Source organism: Spongiibacter sp. IMCC21906 (assembly GCF_001010805.1).
Lineage (GTDB): Bacteria > Pseudomonadota > Gammaproteobacteria > Pseudomonadales > Spongiibacteraceae > Spongiibacter.
On record NZ_CP011477.1, the window covers coordinates 3,028,862 to 3,049,826 of the forward strand.

The 20,965-nt window shown below is 49.9% G+C and carries 21 protein-coding genes; 11 read left to right on the plus strand and 10 right to left on the minus strand.

All coding sequences use genetic code 11. The annotated features are described in order from the left end of the window. Nucleotides 1–2: 2 nt before the first annotated feature. Complete coding sequence (locus IMCC21906_RS13945) at nt 3–542, plus strand: hypothetical protein (protein WP_156166054.1); 540 nt, start codon at nt 3–5, stop codon at nt 540–542. Between the two features lie 16 nt (nt 543–558). Here the strand turns inward: IMCC21906_RS13945 and IMCC21906_RS16425 are convergent, their stop codons facing one another. Next, the gene (locus IMCC21906_RS16425; RefSeq protein ID WP_052763547.1) at nt 559–1,152 is read right to left on the minus strand and encodes a TetR/AcrR family transcriptional regulator; all 594 of its coding nucleotides are present in this window, start codon (nt 1,150–1,152) and stop codon (nt 559–561) included. A gap of 120 nt (nt 1,153–1,272) precedes the next feature. Here IMCC21906_RS16425 and IMCC21906_RS13955 point away from each other — a divergent pair, with 120 nt between their 5' ends. Next, nucleotides 1,273–2,676, plus strand: a complete 1,404-nt coding sequence (locus tag IMCC21906_RS13955) for an OmpP1/FadL family transporter (RefSeq protein ID WP_047012680.1) — start codon at nt 1,273–1,275, stop codon at nt 2,674–2,676. Between the two features lie 78 nt (nt 2,677–2,754). On the opposite strand, the gene IMCC21906_RS13960 is transcribed toward IMCC21906_RS13955, so the two are convergent. From IMCC21906_RS13960 to IMCC21906_RS13975, 3 genes are all read right to left on the minus strand, one after another. Then, nucleotides 2,755–3,468 carry a transposase gene (locus tag IMCC21906_RS13960; RefSeq protein WP_047012681.1) on the minus strand — a complete coding sequence of 238 codons (714 nt, stop codon included), beginning with the start codon at nt 3,466–3,468 and terminating at the stop codon, nt 2,755–2,757. Between the two features lie 29 nt (nt 3,469–3,497). After that, nucleotides 3,498–3,731, minus strand: a complete 234-nt coding sequence (locus tag IMCC21906_RS13965; protein ID WP_047012682.1) for a hypothetical protein — start codon at nt 3,729–3,731, stop codon at nt 3,498–3,500. Between the two features lie 1,282 nt (nt 3,732–5,013). Then, complete coding sequence (locus tag IMCC21906_RS13975; protein ID WP_047012684.1) at nt 5,014–5,907, minus strand: acyl-CoA thioesterase II; 894 nt, start codon at nt 5,905–5,907, stop codon at nt 5,014–5,016. Between the two features lie 131 nt (nt 5,908–6,038). On the opposite strand from IMCC21906_RS13975, the gene IMCC21906_RS13980 reads away from it, so the two are divergent. Then, nucleotides 6,039–7,667, plus strand: coding sequence for a long-chain fatty acid--CoA ligase (locus tag IMCC21906_RS13980; RefSeq protein ID WP_047012685.1), 1,629 nt, complete (start codon nt 6,039–6,041; stop codon nt 7,665–7,667). Between the two features lie 66 nt (nt 7,668–7,733). On the opposite strand, the gene IMCC21906_RS13985 is transcribed toward IMCC21906_RS13980, so the two are convergent. From IMCC21906_RS13985 to IMCC21906_RS13995, 3 genes are all read right to left on the minus strand, one after another. Further along, the gene (locus IMCC21906_RS13985; protein ID WP_047012686.1) at nt 7,734–8,495 is read right to left on the minus strand and encodes an ABC transporter permease; all 762 of its coding nucleotides are present in this window, start codon (nt 8,493–8,495) and stop codon (nt 7,734–7,736) included. Beyond that, entirely contained in the window at nt 8,492–9,448 is a 957-nt protein-coding gene (locus IMCC21906_RS13990) for an ABC transporter ATP-binding protein (RefSeq protein WP_047012687.1), read from the minus strand. Before IMCC21906_RS13990 ends, IMCC21906_RS13985 begins: the two co-directional genes overlap by 4 nt. A 114-nt stretch (nt 9,449–9,562) precedes the next feature. Beyond that, a complete protein-coding gene (locus tag IMCC21906_RS13995; RefSeq protein WP_231580275.1) occupies nt 9,563–10,210 on the minus strand; it encodes a TetR/AcrR family transcriptional regulator in 648 nt (215 codons plus the stop codon). 139 nt (nt 10,211–10,349) lie between these two features. Here IMCC21906_RS13995 and IMCC21906_RS14000 point away from each other — a divergent pair, with 139 nt between their 5' ends. The 5 genes from IMCC21906_RS14000 to cysE all read left to right on the plus strand — a co-directional run bounded on the left by IMCC21906_RS14000 (nt 10,350) and on the right by cysE (nt 16,139). Then, nucleotides 10,350–12,365 carry an NADPH-dependent 2,4-dienoyl-CoA reductase gene (locus IMCC21906_RS14000; RefSeq protein ID WP_047012689.1) on the plus strand — a complete coding sequence of 672 codons (2,016 nt, stop codon included), beginning with the start codon at nt 10,350–10,352 and terminating at the stop codon, nt 12,363–12,365. Nucleotides 12,366–12,415: 50 nt separating this feature from the next. Next, nucleotides 12,416–13,477: an MBL fold metallo-hydrolase gene (locus IMCC21906_RS14005; RefSeq protein ID WP_047012690.1), complete on the plus strand. Its 1,062-nt coding sequence runs from the start codon at nt 12,416–12,418 to the stop codon at nt 13,475–13,477. A 78-nt stretch (nt 13,478–13,555) separates the two neighbouring features. Next, nucleotides 13,556–14,452: a hypothetical protein gene (locus IMCC21906_RS16430; protein ID WP_052763548.1), complete on the plus strand. Its 897-nt coding sequence runs from the start codon at nt 13,556–13,558 to the stop codon at nt 14,450–14,452. Nucleotides 14,453–14,543: 91 nt separating this feature from the next. Continuing rightward, nucleotides 14,544–15,227: a tRNA (guanosine(46)-N(7))-methyltransferase TrmB gene (locus IMCC21906_RS14015; protein WP_047012691.1), complete on the plus strand. Its 684-nt coding sequence runs from the start codon at nt 14,544–14,546 to the stop codon at nt 15,225–15,227. A 90-nt stretch (nt 15,228–15,317) separates the two neighbouring features. Beyond that, nucleotides 15,318–16,139, plus strand: a complete 822-nt coding sequence (gene cysE, locus IMCC21906_RS14020; protein WP_047012692.1) for a serine O-acetyltransferase — start codon at nt 15,318–15,320, stop codon at nt 16,137–16,139. Between the two features lie 42 nt (nt 16,140–16,181). On the opposite strand, the gene IMCC21906_RS14025 is transcribed toward cysE, so the two are convergent. Next, nucleotides 16,182–16,976: a M48 family metallopeptidase gene (locus tag IMCC21906_RS14025; RefSeq protein ID WP_047012693.1), complete on the minus strand. Its 795-nt coding sequence runs from the start codon at nt 16,974–16,976 to the stop codon at nt 16,182–16,184. Between the two features lie 117 nt (nt 16,977–17,093). Here IMCC21906_RS14025 and IMCC21906_RS14030 point away from each other — a divergent pair, with 117 nt between their 5' ends. Both IMCC21906_RS14030 and IMCC21906_RS14035 read left to right on the plus strand, forming a co-directional pair. After that, nucleotides 17,094–17,696, plus strand: coding sequence for a DNA-3-methyladenine glycosylase I (locus IMCC21906_RS14030; RefSeq protein WP_047012694.1), 603 nt, complete (start codon nt 17,094–17,096; stop codon nt 17,694–17,696). A 114-nt stretch (nt 17,697–17,810) separates the two neighbouring features. Beyond that, nucleotides 17,811–18,362 carry a DUF4136 domain-containing protein gene (locus IMCC21906_RS14035; RefSeq protein ID WP_082117487.1) on the plus strand — a complete coding sequence of 184 codons (552 nt, stop codon included), beginning with the start codon at nt 17,811–17,813 and terminating at the stop codon, nt 18,360–18,362. 40 nt (nt 18,363–18,402) lie between these two features. On the opposite strand, the gene IMCC21906_RS14040 is transcribed toward IMCC21906_RS14035, so the two are convergent. Next, complete coding sequence (locus IMCC21906_RS14040) at nt 18,403–18,963, minus strand: DUF1415 domain-containing protein (protein WP_197085906.1); 561 nt, start codon at nt 18,961–18,963, stop codon at nt 18,403–18,405. Nucleotides 18,964–19,271: 308 nt separating this feature from the next. Here IMCC21906_RS14040 and IMCC21906_RS14045 point away from each other — a divergent pair, with 308 nt between their 5' ends. Then, nucleotides 19,272–19,826 carry a hypothetical protein gene (locus IMCC21906_RS14045; protein WP_047012696.1) on the plus strand — a complete coding sequence of 185 codons (555 nt, stop codon included), beginning with the start codon at nt 19,272–19,274 and terminating at the stop codon, nt 19,824–19,826. 66 nt (nt 19,827–19,892) lie between these two features. Here IMCC21906_RS14045 and hemE read toward each other — a convergent pair whose 3' ends face one another. Then, complete coding sequence (gene hemE / locus IMCC21906_RS14050; protein ID WP_047012697.1) at nt 19,893–20,957, minus strand: uroporphyrinogen decarboxylase; 1,065 nt, start codon at nt 20,955–20,957, stop codon at nt 19,893–19,895. Nucleotides 20,958–20,965 lie beyond the last annotated feature (8 nt).

The following is a 20,965-nucleotide window of genomic DNA, read 5'->3' on the forward strand; positions in this document are numbered from 1 at the left end:
TTATGAAAACAGTCTCAGCGCCTTTTTGTACGGTGATATCTGGCATAATTTTATGCTTAGCCTCCTTCGCCACCCAAGCGCAATCGCCGCTTTTTCAACCTTTATATGACGTGCTCACCCACCCCCGCTGTTTAAACTGCCATACCAATACTGAGTTTCCTCGTCAGGGTGACGAAAGAAAACGTCACGCTCAACTTGTTGTAAGAGGTCCCGATAATCACGGCGCAGAAACCCTGCAATGCAGTGCTTGCCATCAAGACAAAAACGTCGCAGACGACGCTGTACCCGGCGCACCCCACTGGGCATTGGCACCGTTAAGCATGGGCTGGGAAGGACTTAATGCAGTTGAGTTATGTCAGGCCGTTAAAGATCGGCGTAAAAATGGTGACCGCAGCCTGGACGATCTCTTCCATCACATGTCAGAAGACGCGCTTGTGTTGTGGGGGTGGTCTCCCGGCAAGGGCCGCACACTGCCACCCCTTAGCCAGCCCGAATTCGTCCAAGCACTGCAAACATGGGTAGACGCGGGTGGCCCCTGCTGAAATACAACACCGGGTCTTAAGAAAGGCTCTCTTTAAAATGCGCCATAAGCCCTTCTACCGTATTGATAGTTTTGACTTCAGGGGTCAAAAATTCCGCAAAACGGCGCATGTCATCGCCTAAAATGGCACTGCAATAAAAACTGTAGGCGTATTTTTGCGCATTCAATTTAGGACGATACTCAGCTATTAAATTTAGCAGGGTATTAAAAGAGTCAATAATCCGTTGCTGAATTAGCGTTTCAGTATCAAAGGCGGCGGCATCCGTCAGCCATCGTAATATCAAGCGCCGAATCACCGGATCACGATCCAGCACAATGAGAAAAGATTCTGCATAACTAAATAATCGCCGCTGGGCAGATAAGCTGACGTCCGTCTCCGCCTGTTCATCTACCCACGCCAGCGCTGTATCCACACGATTCGACACACTCTGCAAATAAACATCTTCTTTGCCATTAAAATGATCGTACAACGCGCCCTTAGTTAGCTTACAAGCCTTGGCCAACTGATCCATGCTGGTTGCCGCATAACCCTTATCAGAAAATAGCTGTGCAGCCACGTTCATAATGTGTGCTTTGGTTTTTAACCGTTTACTGCCTAAACCCTCTGTCATGTTGACAATACCGCTCCACACTATGCTGTTTGACTATGCAATTTCATTATGCAATTTCACTGCGCCATCCCAATGTTTACCGGCCACAGTATGCCGTGACGAGCTTGCAAAGCAAAAGTATTGCATAAATATACCGATCGGTATATTGTTCAAAAACCTACCGATCGGTATATAGACATGCACACCAATAATCAAATAAAAAATAATACCCTTCCACCCTTACGGAAGAGCTTCGGCTCTGCCTTTTTTTACATTTTCTGTGTGCTGGCGCTGCTACTCCCCGGCACCAGCTTTGCCGGTGTCGGCATACTGCCCATTGGTTTTGGCAGTCAATCTTACGCCCGCAGCGGCACCGACATCGCCTACTCTTCTGACCCAATGAGTTTGAATAACAACCCAGCAGGTATCGCGCAAATTGATCGCCCAGAGTTAAACCTCATCATCGAGCCCAATATTATCTATGGCGTCAGGCATCAAGACTCCCTGGGCAATAATAAAAACTCAGACAATGACCTTGTGGTTTTAGTGAGTGGCGGTTGGGCAACGCCCTTGGCATCAAACCCCAACATTGTGGTGGGTTTAGGCTTGTTCACCCAAGGTGGGGTTGGCTACGACTACCCAGACCTGAAAACTGATTTTGACAACCGAGACGACTTACTCGCCCTTTTTGGTGTTTTTCGCCTCGCCCCCGCCATTGCATGGAATATAAACGAGCGACTGCGAGTTGGCCTGTCGGCGTCAATCAATTACTCCCAAGCCGAGCAAGAAGTCTTCCCTGACACCTCAGTACTGGCAGCCGAACCCTTTTTTGGACTAAAACTCAACGACCTCAGCGGCACCAGCTTGTCGTGGCGAATCGGATTGCAATATGACCTCAGTGATCAGCTGACCGTAGGATTCAACTACAGCGAACAAACCGACCTCAAGCTGGACGGCGGCAATGCCGAAGTGAACTACAGCGCCTTGGGCATTGGTAAAATCGACTACCAAAACGCCCGGATTACCGGGCTTTCCTTACCCCGAGAAATCGGCATTGGCTTCGCGTGGCAGGCAACCCCAAAGCTCTCAATTGGCGCCGACCTGAACTGGTATGAATGGAGTGAGTCGCTAGGTAATATCCGCAGTGAACTCACCAACCCAAACTACACTGCAGCCGAAGATGGCCCGCCTATTCCCGACCAAATAACGGTAATAACAGACTTTGGTGGGCAGGATAATTTCTCCAAGTCAGTCTCTGCCGACTACTTAATAAACGAGCGCAACCAGCTGTTTTTAGGCCTCCAACACACCAACAACGTTATCACCAAAGCAGCCACCAGCCCATTAACTAACTTGTTAGGAAAATGGCATTTAAGCATCGGCCTAGAGCACCAATTCACCTCAAACTGGCATGCCACCGTAGTTTACGCCCATGCCCTGCAAGAACAGAGAGACTACCAAAATACCCAGTTTCCACTCGGTAACGAATCCCGAGAAAGTTACAGCGCCTATAACCTGGTTTTTGAAGTTGGTTACCGTTGGTAGTGGTGTATATAGAGAGCGAAACCAATGGGGTCAGAAACCAATGGGGGCAGGAAACCAATGGAACCAATGGGGTCAGAGTCATTGATTTTGGTTTTCTCGGAATACTGCTGACTTCCTATCCCCGCCTCTCCCCAAAGGCGCTGACCGTCGCCCGGTTTTAGCTTCAATCTGCGCCCTAAAACGATCACTACCCAAAACCCACGCTTTGTTTGTGGCTTCACGTATCGCCGTCAAGTCACGCTCAGGCATCCTGCCCCGAAACAACGCGCGGTAGGCGCTCTGCCGCTCCTCATCTGCTTTACCCAACTGGATATATAACTCATGTGGCGTCAACAGCTGAATGGACTTGCCCAAAGCATTACCTTGATAACTAGACCAAGGGTACTCCGATGCATGCACCACCATGCCAGCCCGCACGGGATTCAATTCAATATAGCGATACACAGTCAACAAGTAATTTTCAGCATCCACCAAGGTCGATTTATAACGGCCCTCCCACAGCGTACCGGTGCGAGCATAGGTGTAATTGAAATACTGAACATACTTGCGCCCCTGCGCCTGCATCATACGGCTGACCCCATGCTCATCGCTGGGCGTAACCAGAAGATGAACATGATTCGTCATCAATACAAAAGCGTGAACGGCAACGCGATATTTTTCTGCAGCATCCTTGAGAAAGGACAAATAGGCCTTGTAATCAGCCTCATTAAAAAAGCAGGGTTCTCGGTTATTACCACGTTGAATAATATGCTGGGAACAGCCGGGTAAATAAAGTCTTGGTAAGCGGGCCATAGCACTTCTCCATACAACTTAAACCAAGACTATAGTGCTGAGATAGAAAAATCAATGACTCTGACCCCATTGATTGCTTCTGAACCATCAAGTCTATGTTCATCGCTGTGCTTTGAAAACTCGGCAAAGGAACTCAACCTCAATGCTCCAGTTTCAAAGAACGCGTCTACATACTGCTTCTCAAGGTAGCGGTACAGATATGGGCGCCTGATCCTCCACTCACTACCAAACTGTACAGAAATTGCAGGTTGCGGCTTGCTCATTATAGATTCCTAAAGCCCCACGCCAGGGGCAGACAAAATGGAGCGAATTTTTGTGCGACACTGAGCGCAGCGAATGCACAAAAAGGCGCGGAGTTTTGGCTGTCCCGCCGCGCTTTTTAGCGGCAACTGCGCGTACTTGTTATGAGCTTTACTAAATTTGACTTCACCCGGCCTTAATCCACTTGCCCCTTATAGGCGCCGTAAATGCAACTGATAGCGCTTACCGAAACGCCTACAGCAAGGGCAACCAAAATACTGGATAAATCCACGTTGTTACTTTCGTAGCCTATACGAGACACTACGAATTCATTGATAAAATATAAGACCGCCACGAAAGACAAGCCGAAGACTGCACCTAACGAACCCGCCTTACCAAAGCCAACTTTGTGATTCCTGCAATATCCCGACAAAATTTGCAGGGAAACTACGAATGTAATTACAACCGCGTAGCGCATTATATGGTCAGCCTCCATTGGTTACGCTTTTCCTCGCTCTTCACTCGCAAACTCATAACAGCTAATTCAACATCAAAATGACGTGTTTAAACACGTCAATCTGACATCTATCCACGAAAGGTTTTTTAAATTCATTGGCTATCCCTTTGTTTATTCATCGAATTCCTTTCTTAAGCTGTGCCACTCACCCGGCCAAAGGCATCAATTTGACACCTATCCTTGCAGACACTGCAGAACCGGCTAACACTGTATAAAACCACCACAGCACAAGGAGTGTGCCATAGTTTCTGCTTTTATCGGGGAGATTACCCGGTGCAACCGCTTTGCCGTTAATACTGTTTCACCTACGCACAAACTGACGTCATTTCTATTGATACTGCTGCTGATACCTGCGCTGATGAAACAACAGCGCCCACGCTATACGAACTAGTTTATTCGCTAACGCAACGACCACAATATTCCGATGTCGCCCTCCCGGCAACGAATCTAACCACAACGTAACACTTCGCTTTGGATTCATGTGCCGCAAAACCGCTCGAGCATCATGGATTAACATTCGTCCCGGTAGGCATCACCGTGCTTACTTATCCCTAACAGCCCTTGTGTACCACCGTTAGAATGTTGTCTTGTCGTGGTCAACTCAAGCTTACAAACTGAGCTTAATGCTTAATCACAAAAAAACACAGCCCTTGTTTAGCCATCATTTCCAAGGGTATTACACAGCCAAATAGCTCTCATGTACTTGACTGTGCAGTATGCAGGTAGAGGCAGCCCGCTGGATGCACTTAAGTATTAGGGGCTTGCGGCGGTCTTATTCAAAGCGATAACTATACGGTGTTACTAAACGGCACAACCTCATCTGCTGTTAAGGCTTTGAGTAAGCCTTCCTGTATAGCGGTTGCCACCATTTCGCCAGACTCATTATAAAAATGTCCCATTACCTGGGACCGCTGTCCGTAGGCATTGGGGCTGGTCACATCAAACAGGTGCCAGTGATTCAGATTAATGGGGCGATGAATCCACATGGCGTGGTTAAGGCTGGCAAACTGAAAAGGCTTGATCTCAATTTGAGAGCGGTAGGGAAGCGTGGCGGTACGCAAAAAATTGTGGTCGCTGATATACGCCAGCAATATCCGTTGCAAATTTTGGTCTGTTGCCAGGGGATATTTGGCTCGTACCCACATTTTTTGGGCCGCAGGGCGATCACGGCTTTCGATGTAGGACGGCATTTCCTGACAGCGAAACTCAAGAATATTATTGGTGACCAAAAAATCGTACAGCCCCATTTGGTTTCGGGCGGCAAAATCGGCCTTATAGGACGCAAGGTCTCTAAGGTTTTCTGGTCCCACGGTATTATCACAATGCTGCTGCCGTTCTAAGCCATCAGCCTCAATATGAAAAGAGCCTTCTAGACTTAGCAGCTTTTTGCCGCCCTGCTCCGCCAGCACCCGCCTTACACTAAAGTTTCTACCGTCTTTAACTCTCTCCACCCAAAAATCAATGGGCGCATCGGTACGGCCACCTCGCAAAAATTGCACCGCATAATTATGACAGTAGCGCCCTTCAGCAACAGTTTGTGACGCCGCCGACAAGGCTTGCGACATCACCTGTCCCCCATAAATATGATTAGCCGCAATCATATAACGGGTTTCACCCTGAAAATGATCGGCAGCCACGCTATCCAGCCGCAAATGATCTAAAAAGTCGTCAAGAAAAGCCATAGCAATGGGGTTCCGAAAAGAGGGGCGAAAACAAGCGGCGTATGGTATCGAAAACCTTTTACCGGCTCCACTCGCGACTTTGTCACGTACACGCTAGTATCAACAGACAATAATACGTTTTGGAGTTTTTCATGTTCACCCCAATGATGAATAGCGAGCTGACCATCACCGCGCTGATGCGCCATGCCGAACGGGTCAATGGTTTGGTTGAAGTGGTCTCAGTGACCGCAGACAACCCTCGACATCGCTACACTTACCGCGACGCCTTTAAACGCGTGCGTAAACTGGCCAATGCGCTCAGCAAGCTGGGCCTGAAACAGGGCGACACCATCGGCACCTTTGCCTGGAATGATTACCGGCATTTAGAAATTTACTATGCGGTGTCGTGTAGCGGCATGGTTTGCCACACGGTTAACCCCCGCTTATTTCCGGAGCAGCTGGAATATATCGTCAACCATGGCAAGGACAAGTGGATTTTTGTCGATGCCACCATGGTGCCGCTGCTTGAGTCTCTGCAAGACAAGCTCCCAGATATTCAGGGCTATATCGTAATGACCGATGAAGCCCATATGCCAGACACCCGCCTTAATAACGCTTTATGCTACGAAACCCTGCTGGCCCCAGAAAGCGAGGCATTTGACTGGCCTGAGCTGAACGAAAACACGCCTTCTGCGCTGTGCTATACCTCAGGCACCACCGGCAACCCCAAAGGCGTGATGTATACCCACCGTTCAACCCTTCTGCATTGTTTTGGCAGCATTGCTGCCGATGTCTTTGCTCTTTCGATAAAAGATGTGGCTCTGCCTATTGTGCCCATGTTCCATGTGAACGGTTGGGGGCTGGTGTACTCCGCTCCCATGGTCGGCAGCAAGTTGGTTATGCCTGGCCCTAAAATGGCGGATGGCGAAACCCTTTGCGCCTTGATTAACGAAGAAAAAATTACTGTGTCAGCCGGTGTTCCCACCGTATGGCTGGCGTTGATGAATTATCTTGATGAGCACAAAAAATCCATTCCCACCTTAAACCGCTTAACCGTGGGCGGCGCTGCCTGCCCCTTTGTGGTGTACGACGGCTTGCGCAACCGCTACGGTGTTGACGTGCAGATGGGCTGGGGCATGACCGAGATGAATCCACTGGGCACCTTCAATGGCAACTGTCCTCCCGCCCTGGAGTCACTCTCTGAAGAAGAATATGACCACTTACGCTTAAAAGCCGGACGCCCGGTGTTTGGGGTAGATATTAAAATCACCGATGCCGACGGCAACGATCAGCCTTGGGACGGTGTAAGCAGCGGCGCGATTAAAGTGCGTGGACCCTGGATTATTAACGACTACTTTAATTACGACGGCGAAACGCTAGACGATAACGGCTGGTTTGAAACCGGCGATGTGGGGTGTATGGATCAATGGGGGTATCTACAGATTACCGACAGGCTCAAAGATGTCATCAAATCTGGCGGCGAGTGGATTAGCTCCATTGAGCTGGAAAACTGTGCCATGAATCATCCCGATGTCGCCGAAGCTGCGGTAGTCGGTATGCCCCACCCAAAATGGACCGAGCGGCCATTGTTGCTGGCCGTACTCAAAGACGGAAAAACCCTGGACAAACAAACCTTATTGGCTTGGCTGGAAGACAAAGTCGCCAAGTGGTGGATTCCAGAAGACTGTTTATTTGTCGACGAGCTGCCCCATACCGCCACAGGCAAAGTGAGCAAAAAGGATATTCGCGCCCAGTTAAAAGACTATCAGTGGCCTGAATAAACCCACTCTTGGGATAAAGGCTAAGGGGAGCCGCTGCATACGCTTGCGGCTCCCATGCCCTACTCGCTAGCTCTTAATTTTATAACCAGTACGCAACATCCAGCTCACCAGTGCCAAACACAGCACTAAAAACAATGCCGTCATGCCAATACTCACGCCGACATTCACGTCGGCAACGCCATAAAAGCTCCAGCGAAAACCACTGATTAAATACACGACGGGATTGATCAACGTAATTTTTTGCCACAGCGGCGGCAGCATGCTGATGGAATAAAAGCTGCCGCCCAAAAAGGCCAGCGGCGTCACAATCAGCATCGGCACAATTTGCAGCTTCTCAAAACCATCGGCCCAAACGCCGATAATAAAGCCAAATAAACTGAAGCTCACCGCCGTCATCACCAAAAAACTCATCATCCAGAAAGGATGCATAATTTGATAGTCCACAAACAATCTGGCAGTGACGAGAATAATCAATCCCAGCACAATCGATTTACTCGCGGCGGCGCCGACATAACCCAGCAAAATTTCTGTTGTCGCTACCGGCGCAGACAGTAGCTCATAAATTGTGCCGTTGTATTTAGGAAAATAAATCCCAAAAGAGGCATTAGAGATACTCTCGGTTAACAGCGCCAGCATCAGCAAGCCGGGAATGATAAAAGCGCCGTAGCTCACCCCGTCTATCTCCACCATTTTGGAGCCGATGGCCGAGCCAAACACGACAAAATACAGGGAGGTGGAAATGACCGGCGAGGCAATACTCTGCATCAGGGTGCGCCAAGTGCGATGCATCTCAAATAAATAAATCGCCCGAATAGCATAAAAATTCACGCAACACCCTCCCCTGTGGTTTCACTTGTACGCTGCTCAGAAACCAGACTGACAAAAATTTCTTCCAGCGAACGCTGCTTAGACTGCAGGTCTTTGTAATCAATGCCATGGGCATCCAAGCGCCTGAGCATCTCGGCAATGCCGGTGTGTTCGCTCTGACTGTCAAAATGAAAAATCAGTTGATGACCGTTATCCGCAAGAGAGATGGGCAATGACTGCAAATCGGCAGGAATGGCTGCAAGGGGCTGCTGTAACTGCAATCGTAATTGTTTCTGGCCCAGCTTTTCCATCAAGGTGTGTTTGTCTTCCACCAGGATAATTTCACCCCGGTTGATGACCCCAATGCGGTCGGCCATTTCCTCGGCTTCTTCAATATAGTGGGTGGTCAAAATAATGGTGACGCCCTGCAGCCGCAATTCTCTGACCATCTCCCACATATCCCGGCGCAGCTCTACATCCACCCCGGCAGTAGGTTCATCTAAAAACAAAATTTGCGGTTCATGGGACAAGGCTTTGGCAATCATGACCCGACGTTTCATGCCGCCGGATAATTCCATAATGCGGTTATTGCGTTTTTCCCAAAGCGAAAGCTGGCGAAGGATTTTTTCCAGGTATTGGGGATTAGGTGGTTTGCCAAACAACCCGCGACTGAATTTAACAGTAGAGATAACGCTTTCAAAACCATCTGTGCTCAGCTCTTGGGGCACCAAGCCTATCATGCTCCGCACTTTGCGAAAGTCGCCGCGAATATCCATGCCGTTAGCGGTCACCGTACCCGTGCTGCCATTGACGATACCGCAGATAATACTGATCAAGGTGGTTTTACCTGCACCATTGGGGCCGAGCAGCGCAAAAATTTCACCGGTTCGAATATCGAGATCAATGTGCTTTAGCGCCTGAAAGCCGCCGTCGTAAACCTTGCTTAGACCTTTTACGCTGATAATGCTGGACACTTGGCCTCCAGGTTAGTCGAATAAAGGGAAGGGAGTTTCGCTGTAAAAAAGAGCCGAAAGTGTCGGCCACTTGGCGGCATTTGGCAAGTTTAATGCAGAATGGGCGAGCTAAGTTCAGGCTTGTTTAAACGCCCGCCACATCATTTCAGTCGCGGTATCACACATGGCATTCACCGCATCGGATTCAAAATAAATACCGTCAATCAGCACGCGGCTCATGCCATGCAAGGTAGACCAACTCACCTGCGCGTAACGCAAGGCATCGTCTTGTACTGTTTCGCTTAAGGGTAATTGGCGCAGGCGTTCGACATATTGTTTAAACGACGCTCTGGACAGTGTTCGTAAACTGTCTGTTGGCACTTGGTTTTTCCATAAGCGTTCACCAAACATCAAATCGTAATACTCACGATTATCCAGCGCGAAGGTGATATACCGTCCCAGAAAGCGTCGCAACCCCTCTTTCTCCGTGTTTCGGCCGTTGAGAAAGTCGTCACTTTCAATCAACGCCAGCAGGCGCTGAAACCCCTCTTCTGCCACGGCACATAGTAGCGCGTGCTTGTCGGCAAAATGATGATAAGGCGCCATCCGCGACACTTGTAACTCTTGGGCCAAGCGACGCATGGACAAAGCCGAATCCCCTTCTTCGCGCAGCAGGCGCGCAGCGGCCTCTACCAATTGGCGATGTAAATCACCGTGATGATAGCTGCGAGAAGAGGACTTTTTCGATTTGGTAACAGGCATGGACTGCAATGTATCAGTCAATCTTGACACTGTCCATATTGAGCACTAAGCTGGCTTCAACTTGACGGCGTCAAGTTAAGAGCAGCCACATTCATTATTCATAGATTTGCTGGCGATAGCTCGACGTCATAACAATACTTTGCACAAAACGGAGAACGCGATGACTGCCTACCCAAAACTGATGGAACCCTTAGATTTAGGGTTTACCGTGTTAAAAAATCGTTCACTGATGGGCTCTATGCACACCGGCCTTGAAGAAGCTGAAAACGGCTTTGAGCGAATGGCAGCCTATTTTGCCGAACGGGCCAAGGGCGGCGTTGCCTTGATCGTCACCGGCGGCTTTGGCCCCAACCGCCGGGCCTCCCCCCACGAGCACACCAAACAACTAGAAACCGAGCAGGATTGCGCCAACCACAAACTCGTCACCGATGCCGTCCATGCCGAAGATGGAAAAATCTGTCTACAAATTTTACACACGGGCCGCTACGCCTTTAACCACAACCCTATTGCACCCTCTGCCGTAGCCTCACCCATCAACCCTTTTAAGCCTTCGGCTGCCACCGCCGACGAAATCGAACAAGAAATTGAAGACTTTGTCCGCGTTGCAAAACTCGCTCAACAATCGGGTTACGACGGCGTCGAAATCATGGGTTCTGAGGGGTATTTTCTTAACCAGTTTCTGGCTAAACGCACCAACCAACGTGACGACGAATGGGGTGGCAGCTACGAAAACCGCATGCGTCTGCCGGTTGAAATTGTTCGGCGAGTACGCGAGGCCGTTGGCCCGGAATTTATTATTATTTACCGTTTATCCATGCTGGACCTGGTTGAGGGCGGCAGCAGCTTTGAGGAAATATTAGCGCTGGGTAAAGCCGTAGAAACCGCCGGTGCGACACTCATCAACACAGGTATCGGCTGGCACGAAGCCCGTATTCCGACCATCGTCACCAAAGTGCCTAGAGCGGCTTTTACCTGGGTAACTGCCAAATTTCGCGCCCATTTGACCGTACCGGTGATTACCTCAAACCGCATTAATACTCCCGAAGTAGCAGAAGAAGTATTGCAACGGGGCGATGCAGATATGGTCTCCATGGCCAGACCCTTTTTGGCCGACCCTGACTTTATTGTCAAAGCCAGAGCGGGCCGGGCCGATGAAATCAACACCTGCATTGGTTGTAATCAAGCTTGTCTAGACCATGTATTTTCTGGCCAGCTCACCAGCTGCCTGGTTAACCCCAGAGCCTGTCACGAAACCGAGCTCAGCATTACTGACGCAGCCCAAAGCAAGCATTATGCAGTCGTCGGCGCGGGCCCTGCTGGACTCGCCTTTGCCGTAACAGCCGCCCAGCGGGGACATAAAGTCAGTCTTTATGATGCCGCCAAGGAGATCGGCGGTCAGTTTAATATTGCCAAGCAAATCCCCGGCAAAGAAGAGTTTAATGAAACCCTACGCTACTTCCATCGGCAGTTAGAGTTGCACAATGTCGATGTTCACCTGAACACCAGGGTAGATGCCGATACCCTCAACGCCCTCAAGGCCGACGAGATTGTTATTGCGACCGGAGTGACTCCCCGAGCGGTAGACATTCCCGGCATCGATAGTAAAAAAGTTCTCAGCTACCTGGACGTGCTCAGCGGCAACGCCGACGTCGGTAAGCGGGTGGCCATTATCGGTGCTGGCGGCATTGGCTTTGATGTGGCGGAATACCTCTCTCACAACAGCGATGCCAGCCAAAACATCACCACTTTTATGAAGGAATGGGGCGTAGACATGAGCTTGCAGGCTCGAGGTGGCGTCGAAGGAGTGCAAGGCGATGTGACACCCTCGCCCCGGCAAATTTTCTTACTGCAACGCAAATCCAGCAAGGTTGGCAAAGGCTTAGGTAAAACCAGCGGCTGGGTTCACCGACTTGGCCTTGAGCAACGAGGCATCACCATGCTCCCCGGCTGCCAGTATTTAGCAGTGGACAATAGCGGTTTGCATATCGCCCAAGGAGAAGAGCAAAAGGTGCTGGAGGTCGACAATATTATTCTCTGCGCCGGTCAGGAGCCAAACCGACAATTAACAGACGGCTTAAACAAGCCTTACCACTTAATTGGCGGGGCCGACGTGGCCGCAGAGCTGGATGCCAAGCGCGCCATCAATCAAGGTACCCGGCTCGCAGCCAGCCTTTAAAATGCACAGGCGATAAGACATCCACCCGAGCAGCGACGGCGTATATCAGCATGACAAAATGCTTTATAAAAAACCGCCTCGCTGCTTTATTTCTGCCGTTGTTTTATTGTTTGCTACTCAGCGATTGCGCATCACCACCCCCAGCAGCGCTGTCAGATCATTTCGATGGCGAGCATTTTTACAACCCCCACCTTAAAGACTTTAAAAAAAGTATTTGGCAGCTCATTCGGCTGCGTTATTTCTCGGACCTTGAAATTGCCGACCACCAAGCCACTGCGTATTTAGTGCCCACAACCACCCCCGGCAACATCCAATCACCCGCTCTCGAAAAAGCCCAGATTACCTGGCTGGGGCATGCCAGTTTTCTCATTCAATATCAGGGCGTCACCATTCTCACCGATCCTATTTTTTCGGATCGCGCCTCTCCCCTCTCTTTTTGGGGACCCAAACGACTGCAATCGTTACCTGTCGCATTGGCTGATTTGCCGCCCATAGATTATGTGCTGATTTCCCATAACCATTACGATCATCTCGATGCAAAAACGATAGCAACACTGGGAAATCAGCCCAAATATTTGGTTCCTTTGGGCTTGAGGGCGTGGTTCACTGCCAGGGGGATTGCGCCAGAGCAAGTAAGCGAATTTGACTGGTGGCAACAGCAGACTTTTGCCGCCATTACCGTTACGGCAACACCCAGTCAACACTGGTCCGGTCGCACTCTGACGGATCGCTTCGACAGCCTCTGGGCCGCATGGCATATCGACATTGCCGGGTTGAGTGTTTGGTTTGCTGGCGATACGGGTTATAACCCCGTGCAATTTAAGGCCGTGGGTGAAAAATGGCGGGGAGTTGATGTGGCCTTAATTCCCATTGGCGCCTATCATCCGCGCAGCTTTCTAAAAGAGCAGCACGTCGATCCCAAACACGCCATTCAAATACACCAAGACGTTCGAGCAAAGCGCAGTATTGGTATGCACTGGGGAACCTTTCAGCTCTCTGCGGAACCTATTGATGAGCCGCCACAAAAGTTAAGCGATGCAACCGCCGAAGGGCAATTACGCCCCGGTGAGTTCACTACCATGGCCATTGGCGAAACCCGATCACTTAATTAAGCTGCACTTGTCACGACCGCGTCAATTTTTGCTGATAGTCTGGCTGTCGCTTATTGTCTTGCCCTCTTAAGGATATTCATGCCCCCTGTCATAATCGCCGTTGTTTTGATGTTATGGGTGCTCGCGCCCATCTCCGGACAAGCCGCACCCGCCGACAATGGCAGCATCCTTAAATACAGCCACCCTGAACTTTCTGAACTAAGCGGATTAGCGACTAGCTTTAATAATCCCGAGATTATCTGGGGTCACAATGATTCAGGAGACGGCGCTCGGCTGTTTAAGCTCAACACCGACGGCCAAGTCGTCGGCCAGCTGGAAATCAGCAACGCCAACGCCTTTGATTGGGAAGACATGGCCAGCTTTCAAGACGTGGCGGGCAACAATTTTTTAGTTGTTGCCGACACCGGCGACAACTCGTCCATTCGCCCCTTTGTGGATGTATATTTGCTTCCCGAACCCGCCAGCGATGTTAAGCGCATCAAGGCAAGTCGGCGCTTTACCCTTGTATTCCCCGACGGACCCCGAGACGTCGAGTCGATTGCAGTAGACGGCCAAGAGCGATTTATCTACCTGCTAAGCAAACGCGACCCCCACCCCCGCTTATATCGCTTTTCGATCGATGCCTTAAAGCACCTGTTTATCCCGCTTAATTACTTGGGCGAAATTAAAAGCCTACCCAGCCAAGCAAAGCATGCGGCGTTATCACCCAAGTATCGCTGGCAATTTGGGCCAACAGCCATGGCCTTTAGCCCGGCAATGGATGCGGCGATTATTGTTACCCCTCGCAATACTTATTACTTTGCCCGCAACAAAAACGAAAACTGGCTAGATGCGCTAAACCGCGACCCCAAGATCATCAAACCCGACAGGCTTCCCCAAATAGAATCCGGCACCTTCAGCGCTGATGGCAAGCAGATATTTATCGGCTCCGAGGGCAAGCCTGCTCAAGTACCGGTTTTGCCTCGGCCTGAATAAACGTCTGGCTCCACAAAGGCCGTTGCCCTCGACTACCCCCAAAGCCTAAAATCCCCCCCTCGCTATTTCACTGTGGTCACCGCGCTCAGCAATGAAAAAAACCAGCAACAACAGTCACTCCAGATCAGTTAACAGCACTCAGCTGGCAGCTCATGAAAAATTAGCGGCAACGGTCTTAAAACACCTTCGCCATCCCTTTCGTAAACCTTACGCCCCCCATAACTTGTCAGCATTTGCCGAAGCCGATACATGGCTGAGCCAGCAACAGCATCCACTCATCCTGGACTCGTTTTGTGGCGTCGGCGAAAGCAGTAGAGAGCTGGCCCGCTTATACCCGGACTGCGCGGTGATCGGCGTGGATAAATCGGCCCACCGCATCGCCAAACACAGCCGCGAAGACAATCTCGATAACTATTTACTGATCCGTGCAGATGTAGAAGACTTTTGGCGGCTGGCGGTTGATGCTGGCTGGCAACCCCTGCACCATTATTTGCTCTATCCCAACCCTTGGCCTAAACCCAGCCAACTAAAATACCGAGTCCAAGGCTCGGCGGTCTTTCCCGCACTGTTGTCTCTTGGAGGCACACTGGACTTGCGAAGCAATTGGCAAATTTATGTCGCGGAGTTTCAACAAGCATTGGTGCTAGCAGGGCAACATGCTGTGTTTGAAGCGTACAAAGCCGATCCTCCCATTACCCCCTTTGAACGCAAATACAGCATCTCTGGGCAAGCGCTATGGCGCTGTACCTGCAGCATTAACAGCTCAACGCCATAAACACTCACAAAACCTTACTGCCAATGGCGTTTTTCATCGCTTCGCTTAGGGTTATACTCATTTATCATTTTTACGAATTAACCGTGCATTATGAATAAGCAAGCCGCCGCCCAGTCCATTAGCCGCGACCCCGTATGGGAGCGCATTCGCGAGGAAACCGCCTGCGAAGTAAAACGCGAACCGGTATTGGCCAGCTTTCTTCACGCCACCATTCTCAACCACCACAGCCTGGAAACCGCGCTGAGCTTTCACCTGGCCCATGCACTGAACAGCCCGGCCGCGTCCGCTCTGCTGGTTAGAGAGGTCATAGAAGAGGCCTTTGCCAGCGACCCCGGCATTAGTGCAGCCATTCGTGCCGATATCTGCGCCGTACAAGAGCGAGACTCTGCCTGCGACAGCCTGTCGGTGCCCTTTTTATACTTTAAAGGTTTCCACGCCCTGCAAAGCTATCGTATTGCCCACTGGCTATGGAAAAACAACCGCAGCTCTCTGGCCCTGTACTTCCAAAACCGGATTTCTTGCGAGTTTGGCGTGGATATTCACCCTGCAGCAAAGATAGGACATGGCATTTTAATGGATCACGCCACGGGCGTTGTTATTGGTGAAACCGCCGTAGTGGGCAATAACGTGTCGCTAATGCAATCCGTCACTCTTGGCGGCACCGGCAAAGCCGATGGCGACCGCCACCCCAAAGTCGCCGACGGCGTATTAATTGGCGCGGGGGCGAAAATTTTAGGCAATATCCACATTGGCGAAGGCGCCCACGTGGGGGCCGGTAGTGTGGTTCTTAAGGATGTGCCTGCTCACACCATGGTGAGGGGCGTACCCGCAAAAGTGGTGGGAAAACCCGATTGCGACAACCCGGCACTGTCCATGAATCATCAGGCATGCAGCGAAGAGGCAAAAGATTAAAAAAGGGGGGAAACGGGGCGAAGAATATCGCCCCGGACAGTATTACTTACAGTTAGGGCGGCGACCCTGCGCTTTAGCCTGTTGATATAGACCATTGGCTTTGGCCATACCGTCTTCCAAGTCGCTGATACGTGTTTGATGAGAGGGGTGAGTCGACAAAAACTCCGGTGGCTGGCCGGAATTTGCCGCGCTCATATTCTTCCAAAGCTCAACACTTTCCTGCGGATTAAAGCCCGCCTCTGCCATCAGGTCCAGACCAACCACATCTGCTTCCGATTCCTGCGCTCGGCCATAGGGCAGTACCACGCCGTATTGAGTGCCTAAACCCATCAATCCCATCACCGTCTCTTTGCCGGCACCCTCGCCCAGCATGACGCCGACCAGCTGAGTGGTCGTGCTCGCAACACTCTGCAAGGACAACCTCTCTGCACTGTGTTGAGCTAACACGTGACCGACTTCATGCCCTAAGACGGTACCGAGCTGGTCCTGGTTTTTAGCCACTTTGAGAATGCCTGTATGAACGCCAATCTTCTTACCCGGCAGGGCAAAGGCGTTGGCAGAATCTTCTTCAAAGACCACCACTTCCCAGCTTCCACGCCACTCAGCAGGCAGCATTGTCGTAATCGCATCGGCGACACAGGTCACATAGCGGTTGGTGTTGCTATTGCTGCTGACCGTCATTTTCTGTTTCATCTCATCAAATGCGGTGGTGCCCATTTGCGACATCTCGGCATTACCAAACAACAATACTTGGCGACGCCCGGTGGGCGACTCAGCGCAGGATGCCAACAGGGCAGCCAGCACAATTGGCACAATGGATATCTTTAAGGTTTTCATAACACTCCCTGCTAAACTCTAAGTCGAATTTCTGTGGGCATTATGGCACAGCCGGATATTCCTTGTAGCCATAACAAGTCGCCCCAACGACAAGCACTCAATTTAAGGACTTGGCATATGAATAATCGCTGCGGCTGGTGCGGAACAGACCCAGAATACCAGCAATACCACGACACCGAATGGGGGGTTCCCTGCGACAATGACCACAAACATTTTGAATTTCTCATTTTAGAATCAGCCCAAGCCGGATTGAGCTGGCTGACTATTTTGCGAAAACGTGACGGTTATCGCAAAGCCTTTGCCAATTTTGATCCTGTGAAGGTCGCCAAGTTTGATCAAGCTAAAATTGAGTCTCTGGTTGAGAATCCAGCTATCGTCCGCAACCGTAAAAAAATTGAAAGTGCGATAAGTAATGCTCAGCGGTATTTCGAGGTGAAAAAAGAGTTTGGCAGTTTTTCCGCCTACCTTTGGTCTTTTTATAATGGTAAACCCAAGCAAAACCGCTGGAAAACACTGGCAGATGTACCGGCAACAACGCCAGAGTCAGATGCCATTAGCAAAGATATGAAAAAACGGGGTTTTAAGTTTTTTGGCAGCACCATTTGCTACGCTTACCTGCAATCGTTAGGGTTTGTGAATGATCACCTGATCAGCTGCCCAAGACACAAAGACTGCGCAGCTATCGCTAAGCAATTCAAACCCGATCACAGTAATAAATAAACGACATGCTTAAACGCCAAGCGGATAACAAACTTGGGGCATAATTACCAAGACGCGGAAATCTGTGCCGGGTAGGATGTCTATATAAGTCGATTTAACAATGGAAATAAGATCATGAAAATGAGACTTCTCATAACAGCACTAACAGTCATGTTTTTAGCCGCGTGCAGCAGCACCAAGGTCATTACCGATTACAACCCCAGAGCAAACTTCTCTGGTTACCAGCAATTTGTGTGGGCTGACACCAGTGGGGGCGACAAACAGGTTTCCCCCATCGCCATAGATAACGTCCAAACCGCCTTCGCCGAGCAGCTGAAAAACGGCTTGTACAAACCGGCAGCCAAACCCGATCAGGCCGATTTTATTGCCCGTTATTATGTCGCCGAAGCCGCTGAAACCATTGATCGCAGCCCTCGCCTCGGTATTGGCCTGGGTAGTTTTACGGGAAATTTCGGTTTAAGCACGTCGGTTGGGGTGCCGCTGGGTAAAGATACCGTGGTACGCAACATCCATATTATTATTGATCTGTTAAACCCAAAAGATATGAAGCTGACTTGGCGCGGCTCGCTGGTCGTTGAACTGAACAACAAAGATCCCAAGGCAAATCAAATCGCAATCAATGAGGCCGTTGCCGAAATCTGGTCGCAATTTCCACCTAAACCTTAAGGCAAAAATCCGCAGCCCGACCCAAAATACAAAGGGTCGGTTACGGTTTAAAAACATGGGGAAACAAGCCACGTAGTTTTCCCCTGCTCATCCCCCGCAGTTTCGCGATATTTCTTTCTGGAATATTTTCTGGATCGGGATACGTCGCCAAAACCCGATCCACACTGTCTTCTCGCAATAAATGAAAGATCGGATAAGGAGCACGATTGCTAAAATTAGCGGCATCGTTTTCAGCCGCATCGGCAAACTGGTACTGCGGATGAAAGCTCGCCAGTTGCAATATTCCTTCTAAGCCTTGCTGCTTTAACACCCTCTCCATAAGCCACAAGCTGTCGTTATAATCGTAAAAATTAGCGTACACATTTGGTGTCACCAGTAATGACGTTTCGACTACGGAAGCGCTCTGTGCACTAAGCGCAGCCACTACTGCTTGAAAATCCGCCAATACCGCCTCATCATCCTCCGCATCGCTGATATGTATCGCAATACGCCCTAACTTTCGCGGTGCTGCCGCAAAAGGACAAAGATTTTCGCCAATAACCACACCATCTAGCCAAGCGTTCACTTCTGCTGTTATCGATGATTCTTCGATCAACGCCACTACACACCCCTAAAAACCATAGTAATCAATAATTTACTTTCAAAAACCACTATTTGCATTATATCGTTTAGCGATTATAAATATTGCTTATTAGAAAAAAATACAATAGCAACGTCCACGTAATCACGATGCACGTAGCGTTTTGTAAGTTACACTAAACAGGCATATGTCAGCAGCTGTGTGGCACCCGACCGTATTCGTATTTTGCTTTTAATCCTGTCGACGCCACATCCCAATATCGGGTTCAACTGGAAATAACAAAACGCTGTCTAGCGAAATGACAAGCCAGAAAAGCAAAGGAGCAAGACATGAAACGCTATTATTTTTTAACTGACGATTTGGATAGACTCCAACAAGTACAAAATGACTTACAGGAAAACGGATTAACCGAGCCGCAAATTCACGTGTTAAGCAATGACGACTCCGGCGTTATGCGCCGAAAACTTAACAATGTTGAAGCCGTGTTGAGAAAGGATGTTGTGCAAGCCATGGAGCGCGGTGCCCTTGTCGGCCTAGGAGCCAGTGCCCTGGTACTGGCAGTAAGTCACTACAGTGGCATCACCGAAACCGTCGGCTTGGTGCCTTTCGTTTTTCTGGCCGTTGTCGTTTTAGGTTTTTTCACATGGGAAGGCGGGTTATTTGGTATTCAAGAACCCCACCACGACTTCAAACGTTTCAAGCAAGCCCTGGCAAGCGGCCGACACTTGTTGTTAATCGATATCGACAAACAAGAAAAAAACGCTCTTGAACGAGTCACTGCCCACTACCCTGAACTGGAATTTTCAGGCACAGGCTCAGCAACACCACACTGGTTCATCAGTCTAAGAAACAAATGGAAAAACTTTGTTGAGGTGATGCCCTAAACACCAAGGAAGTTAACGCAAGAGGCGGATCAAATCATCCGCCTCTTTTTTGGACGCAAGAAATATTTATCGGTGATATTTGGCAGACAATTCTTTCACCGCATTGATAAATGCACCGGCATTTTCAGGATCGACTTCCGGCGTAATGCCATGCCCAAGATTAAAGATATGACCTTCACCTGAACCGTAGCTTTCAAGAATGGCGGCAACTTCTTCTCGAATACGTTTAGGAGAAGTTTTTAACATAGACGGGTCCATATTGCCCTGCAACGCGACTCTATCACCCACTCGCTTGCGAGCAGCACCAATGTCAGTTGTCCAATCCAAACCCAATGCAGTGGCGCCTGTATCAGCCATTTTTTCCAGCCACTGACCACCATTTTTAGTAAACAAAATGACTGGCACAGGACGGCCTTCACTTTCTTTTATCAAGCCGTCTACGATTTGCTTCATGTAACGCAAACTAAACTCTTGATAGCCATTGTGGCTTAGCGCGCCGCCCCAGGTGTCAAAAATTTGCACCGCCTGTGCACCCGCCCGGATTTGATCATTAAGATACGCCGTAACGCTGCGTGCCAATTTATCCAACAAACCATGCATAAGCTCGGGTTGATCATAGGCAAGAGCTTTGCTGCGGGCATGATCTTTAGAACCGCCGCCTTCGACCATATAAGTAGCCAAGGTCCAAGGGCTTCCAGAAAAACCAATCAACGGTATACGACCATTTAATTCGCGACGGATAGTACGCACCGCATCGCAAACATATGTGAGGTGCTTTTCACCATCCACAACCGGCAATGCATCTACATCGGCTTGGGTACGAACCGTCTTTTTAAAACGCGGGCCTTCGCCGGTTTCAAAGTAGAGGCCCAAACCCATTGCATCAGGAATGGTCAAAATATCGGAAAAAAGAATCGCGGCATCTAGCGGATAACGCTCAAGTGGCTGCAAGGTCACTTCGCAAGCCAGCTCAGGATTCATGCACAGCGACATAAAATCGCCAGCCTTGCCACGAGTGGCCCGGTACTCCGGTAAATAGCGTCCAGCTTGGCGCATCATCCACACTGGGGTGTACTCAACAGGCTGACGCTGGAGCGCGCGCAGGAAGGTATCGTTTTTAAGCTCTGTCATCTTGCGCA

Coding starts and splice junctions, on each gene's coding strand:
- IMCC21906_RS13945 (WP_156166054.1), top strand. CDS start 3: ATGAAAACAGTCTCAGCGCCTTTTTGTACGGTGATATCTGGCATAATT.
- IMCC21906_RS16425 (WP_052763547.1), bottom strand. CDS start 1,152: ATGACAGAGGGTTTAGGCAGTAAACGGTTAAAAACCAAAGCACACATT.
- IMCC21906_RS13960 (WP_047012681.1), bottom strand. CDS start 3,468: ATGGCCCGCTTACCAAGACTTTATTTACCCGGCTGTTCCCAGCATATT.
- IMCC21906_RS13965 (WP_047012682.1), bottom strand. CDS start 3,731: ATGAGCAAGCCGCAACCTGCAATTTCTGTACAGTTTGGTAGTGAGTGG.
- IMCC21906_RS13975 (WP_047012684.1), bottom strand. CDS start 5,907: ATGGCTTTTCTTGACGACTTTTTAGATCATTTGCGGCTGGATAGCGTG.
- IMCC21906_RS13980 (WP_047012685.1), top strand. CDS start 6,039: ATGTTCACCCCAATGATGAATAGCGAGCTGACCATCACCGCGCTGATG.
- IMCC21906_RS14000 (WP_047012689.1), top strand. CDS start 10,350: ATGACTGCCTACCCAAAACTGATGGAACCCTTAGATTTAGGGTTTACC.
- IMCC21906_RS14005 (WP_047012690.1), top strand. CDS start 12,416: ATGACAAAATGCTTTATAAAAAACCGCCTCGCTGCTTTATTTCTGCCG.
- IMCC21906_RS16430 (WP_052763548.1), top strand. CDS start 13,556: ATGCCCCCTGTCATAATCGCCGTTGTTTTGATGTTATGGGTGCTCGCG.
- IMCC21906_RS14015 (WP_047012691.1), top strand. CDS start 14,544: ATGAAAAAAACCAGCAACAACAGTCACTCCAGATCAGTTAACAGCACT.
- cysE (WP_047012692.1), top strand. CDS start 15,318: ATGAATAAGCAAGCCGCCGCCCAGTCCATTAGCCGCGACCCCGTATGG.
- IMCC21906_RS14025 (WP_047012693.1), bottom strand. CDS start 16,976: ATGAAAACCTTAAAGATATCCATTGTGCCAATTGTGCTGGCTGCCCTG.
- IMCC21906_RS14030 (WP_047012694.1), top strand. CDS start 17,094: ATGAATAATCGCTGCGGCTGGTGCGGAACAGACCCAGAATACCAGCAA.
- IMCC21906_RS14035 (WP_082117487.1), top strand. CDS start 17,811: ATGAAAATGAGACTTCTCATAACAGCACTAACAGTCATGTTTTTAGCC.
- IMCC21906_RS14045 (WP_047012696.1), top strand. CDS start 19,272: ATGAAACGCTATTATTTTTTAACTGACGATTTGGATAGACTCCAACAA.
- hemE (WP_047012697.1), bottom strand. CDS start 20,957: ATGACAGAGCTTAAAAACGATACCTTCCTGCGCGCGCTCCAGCGTCAG.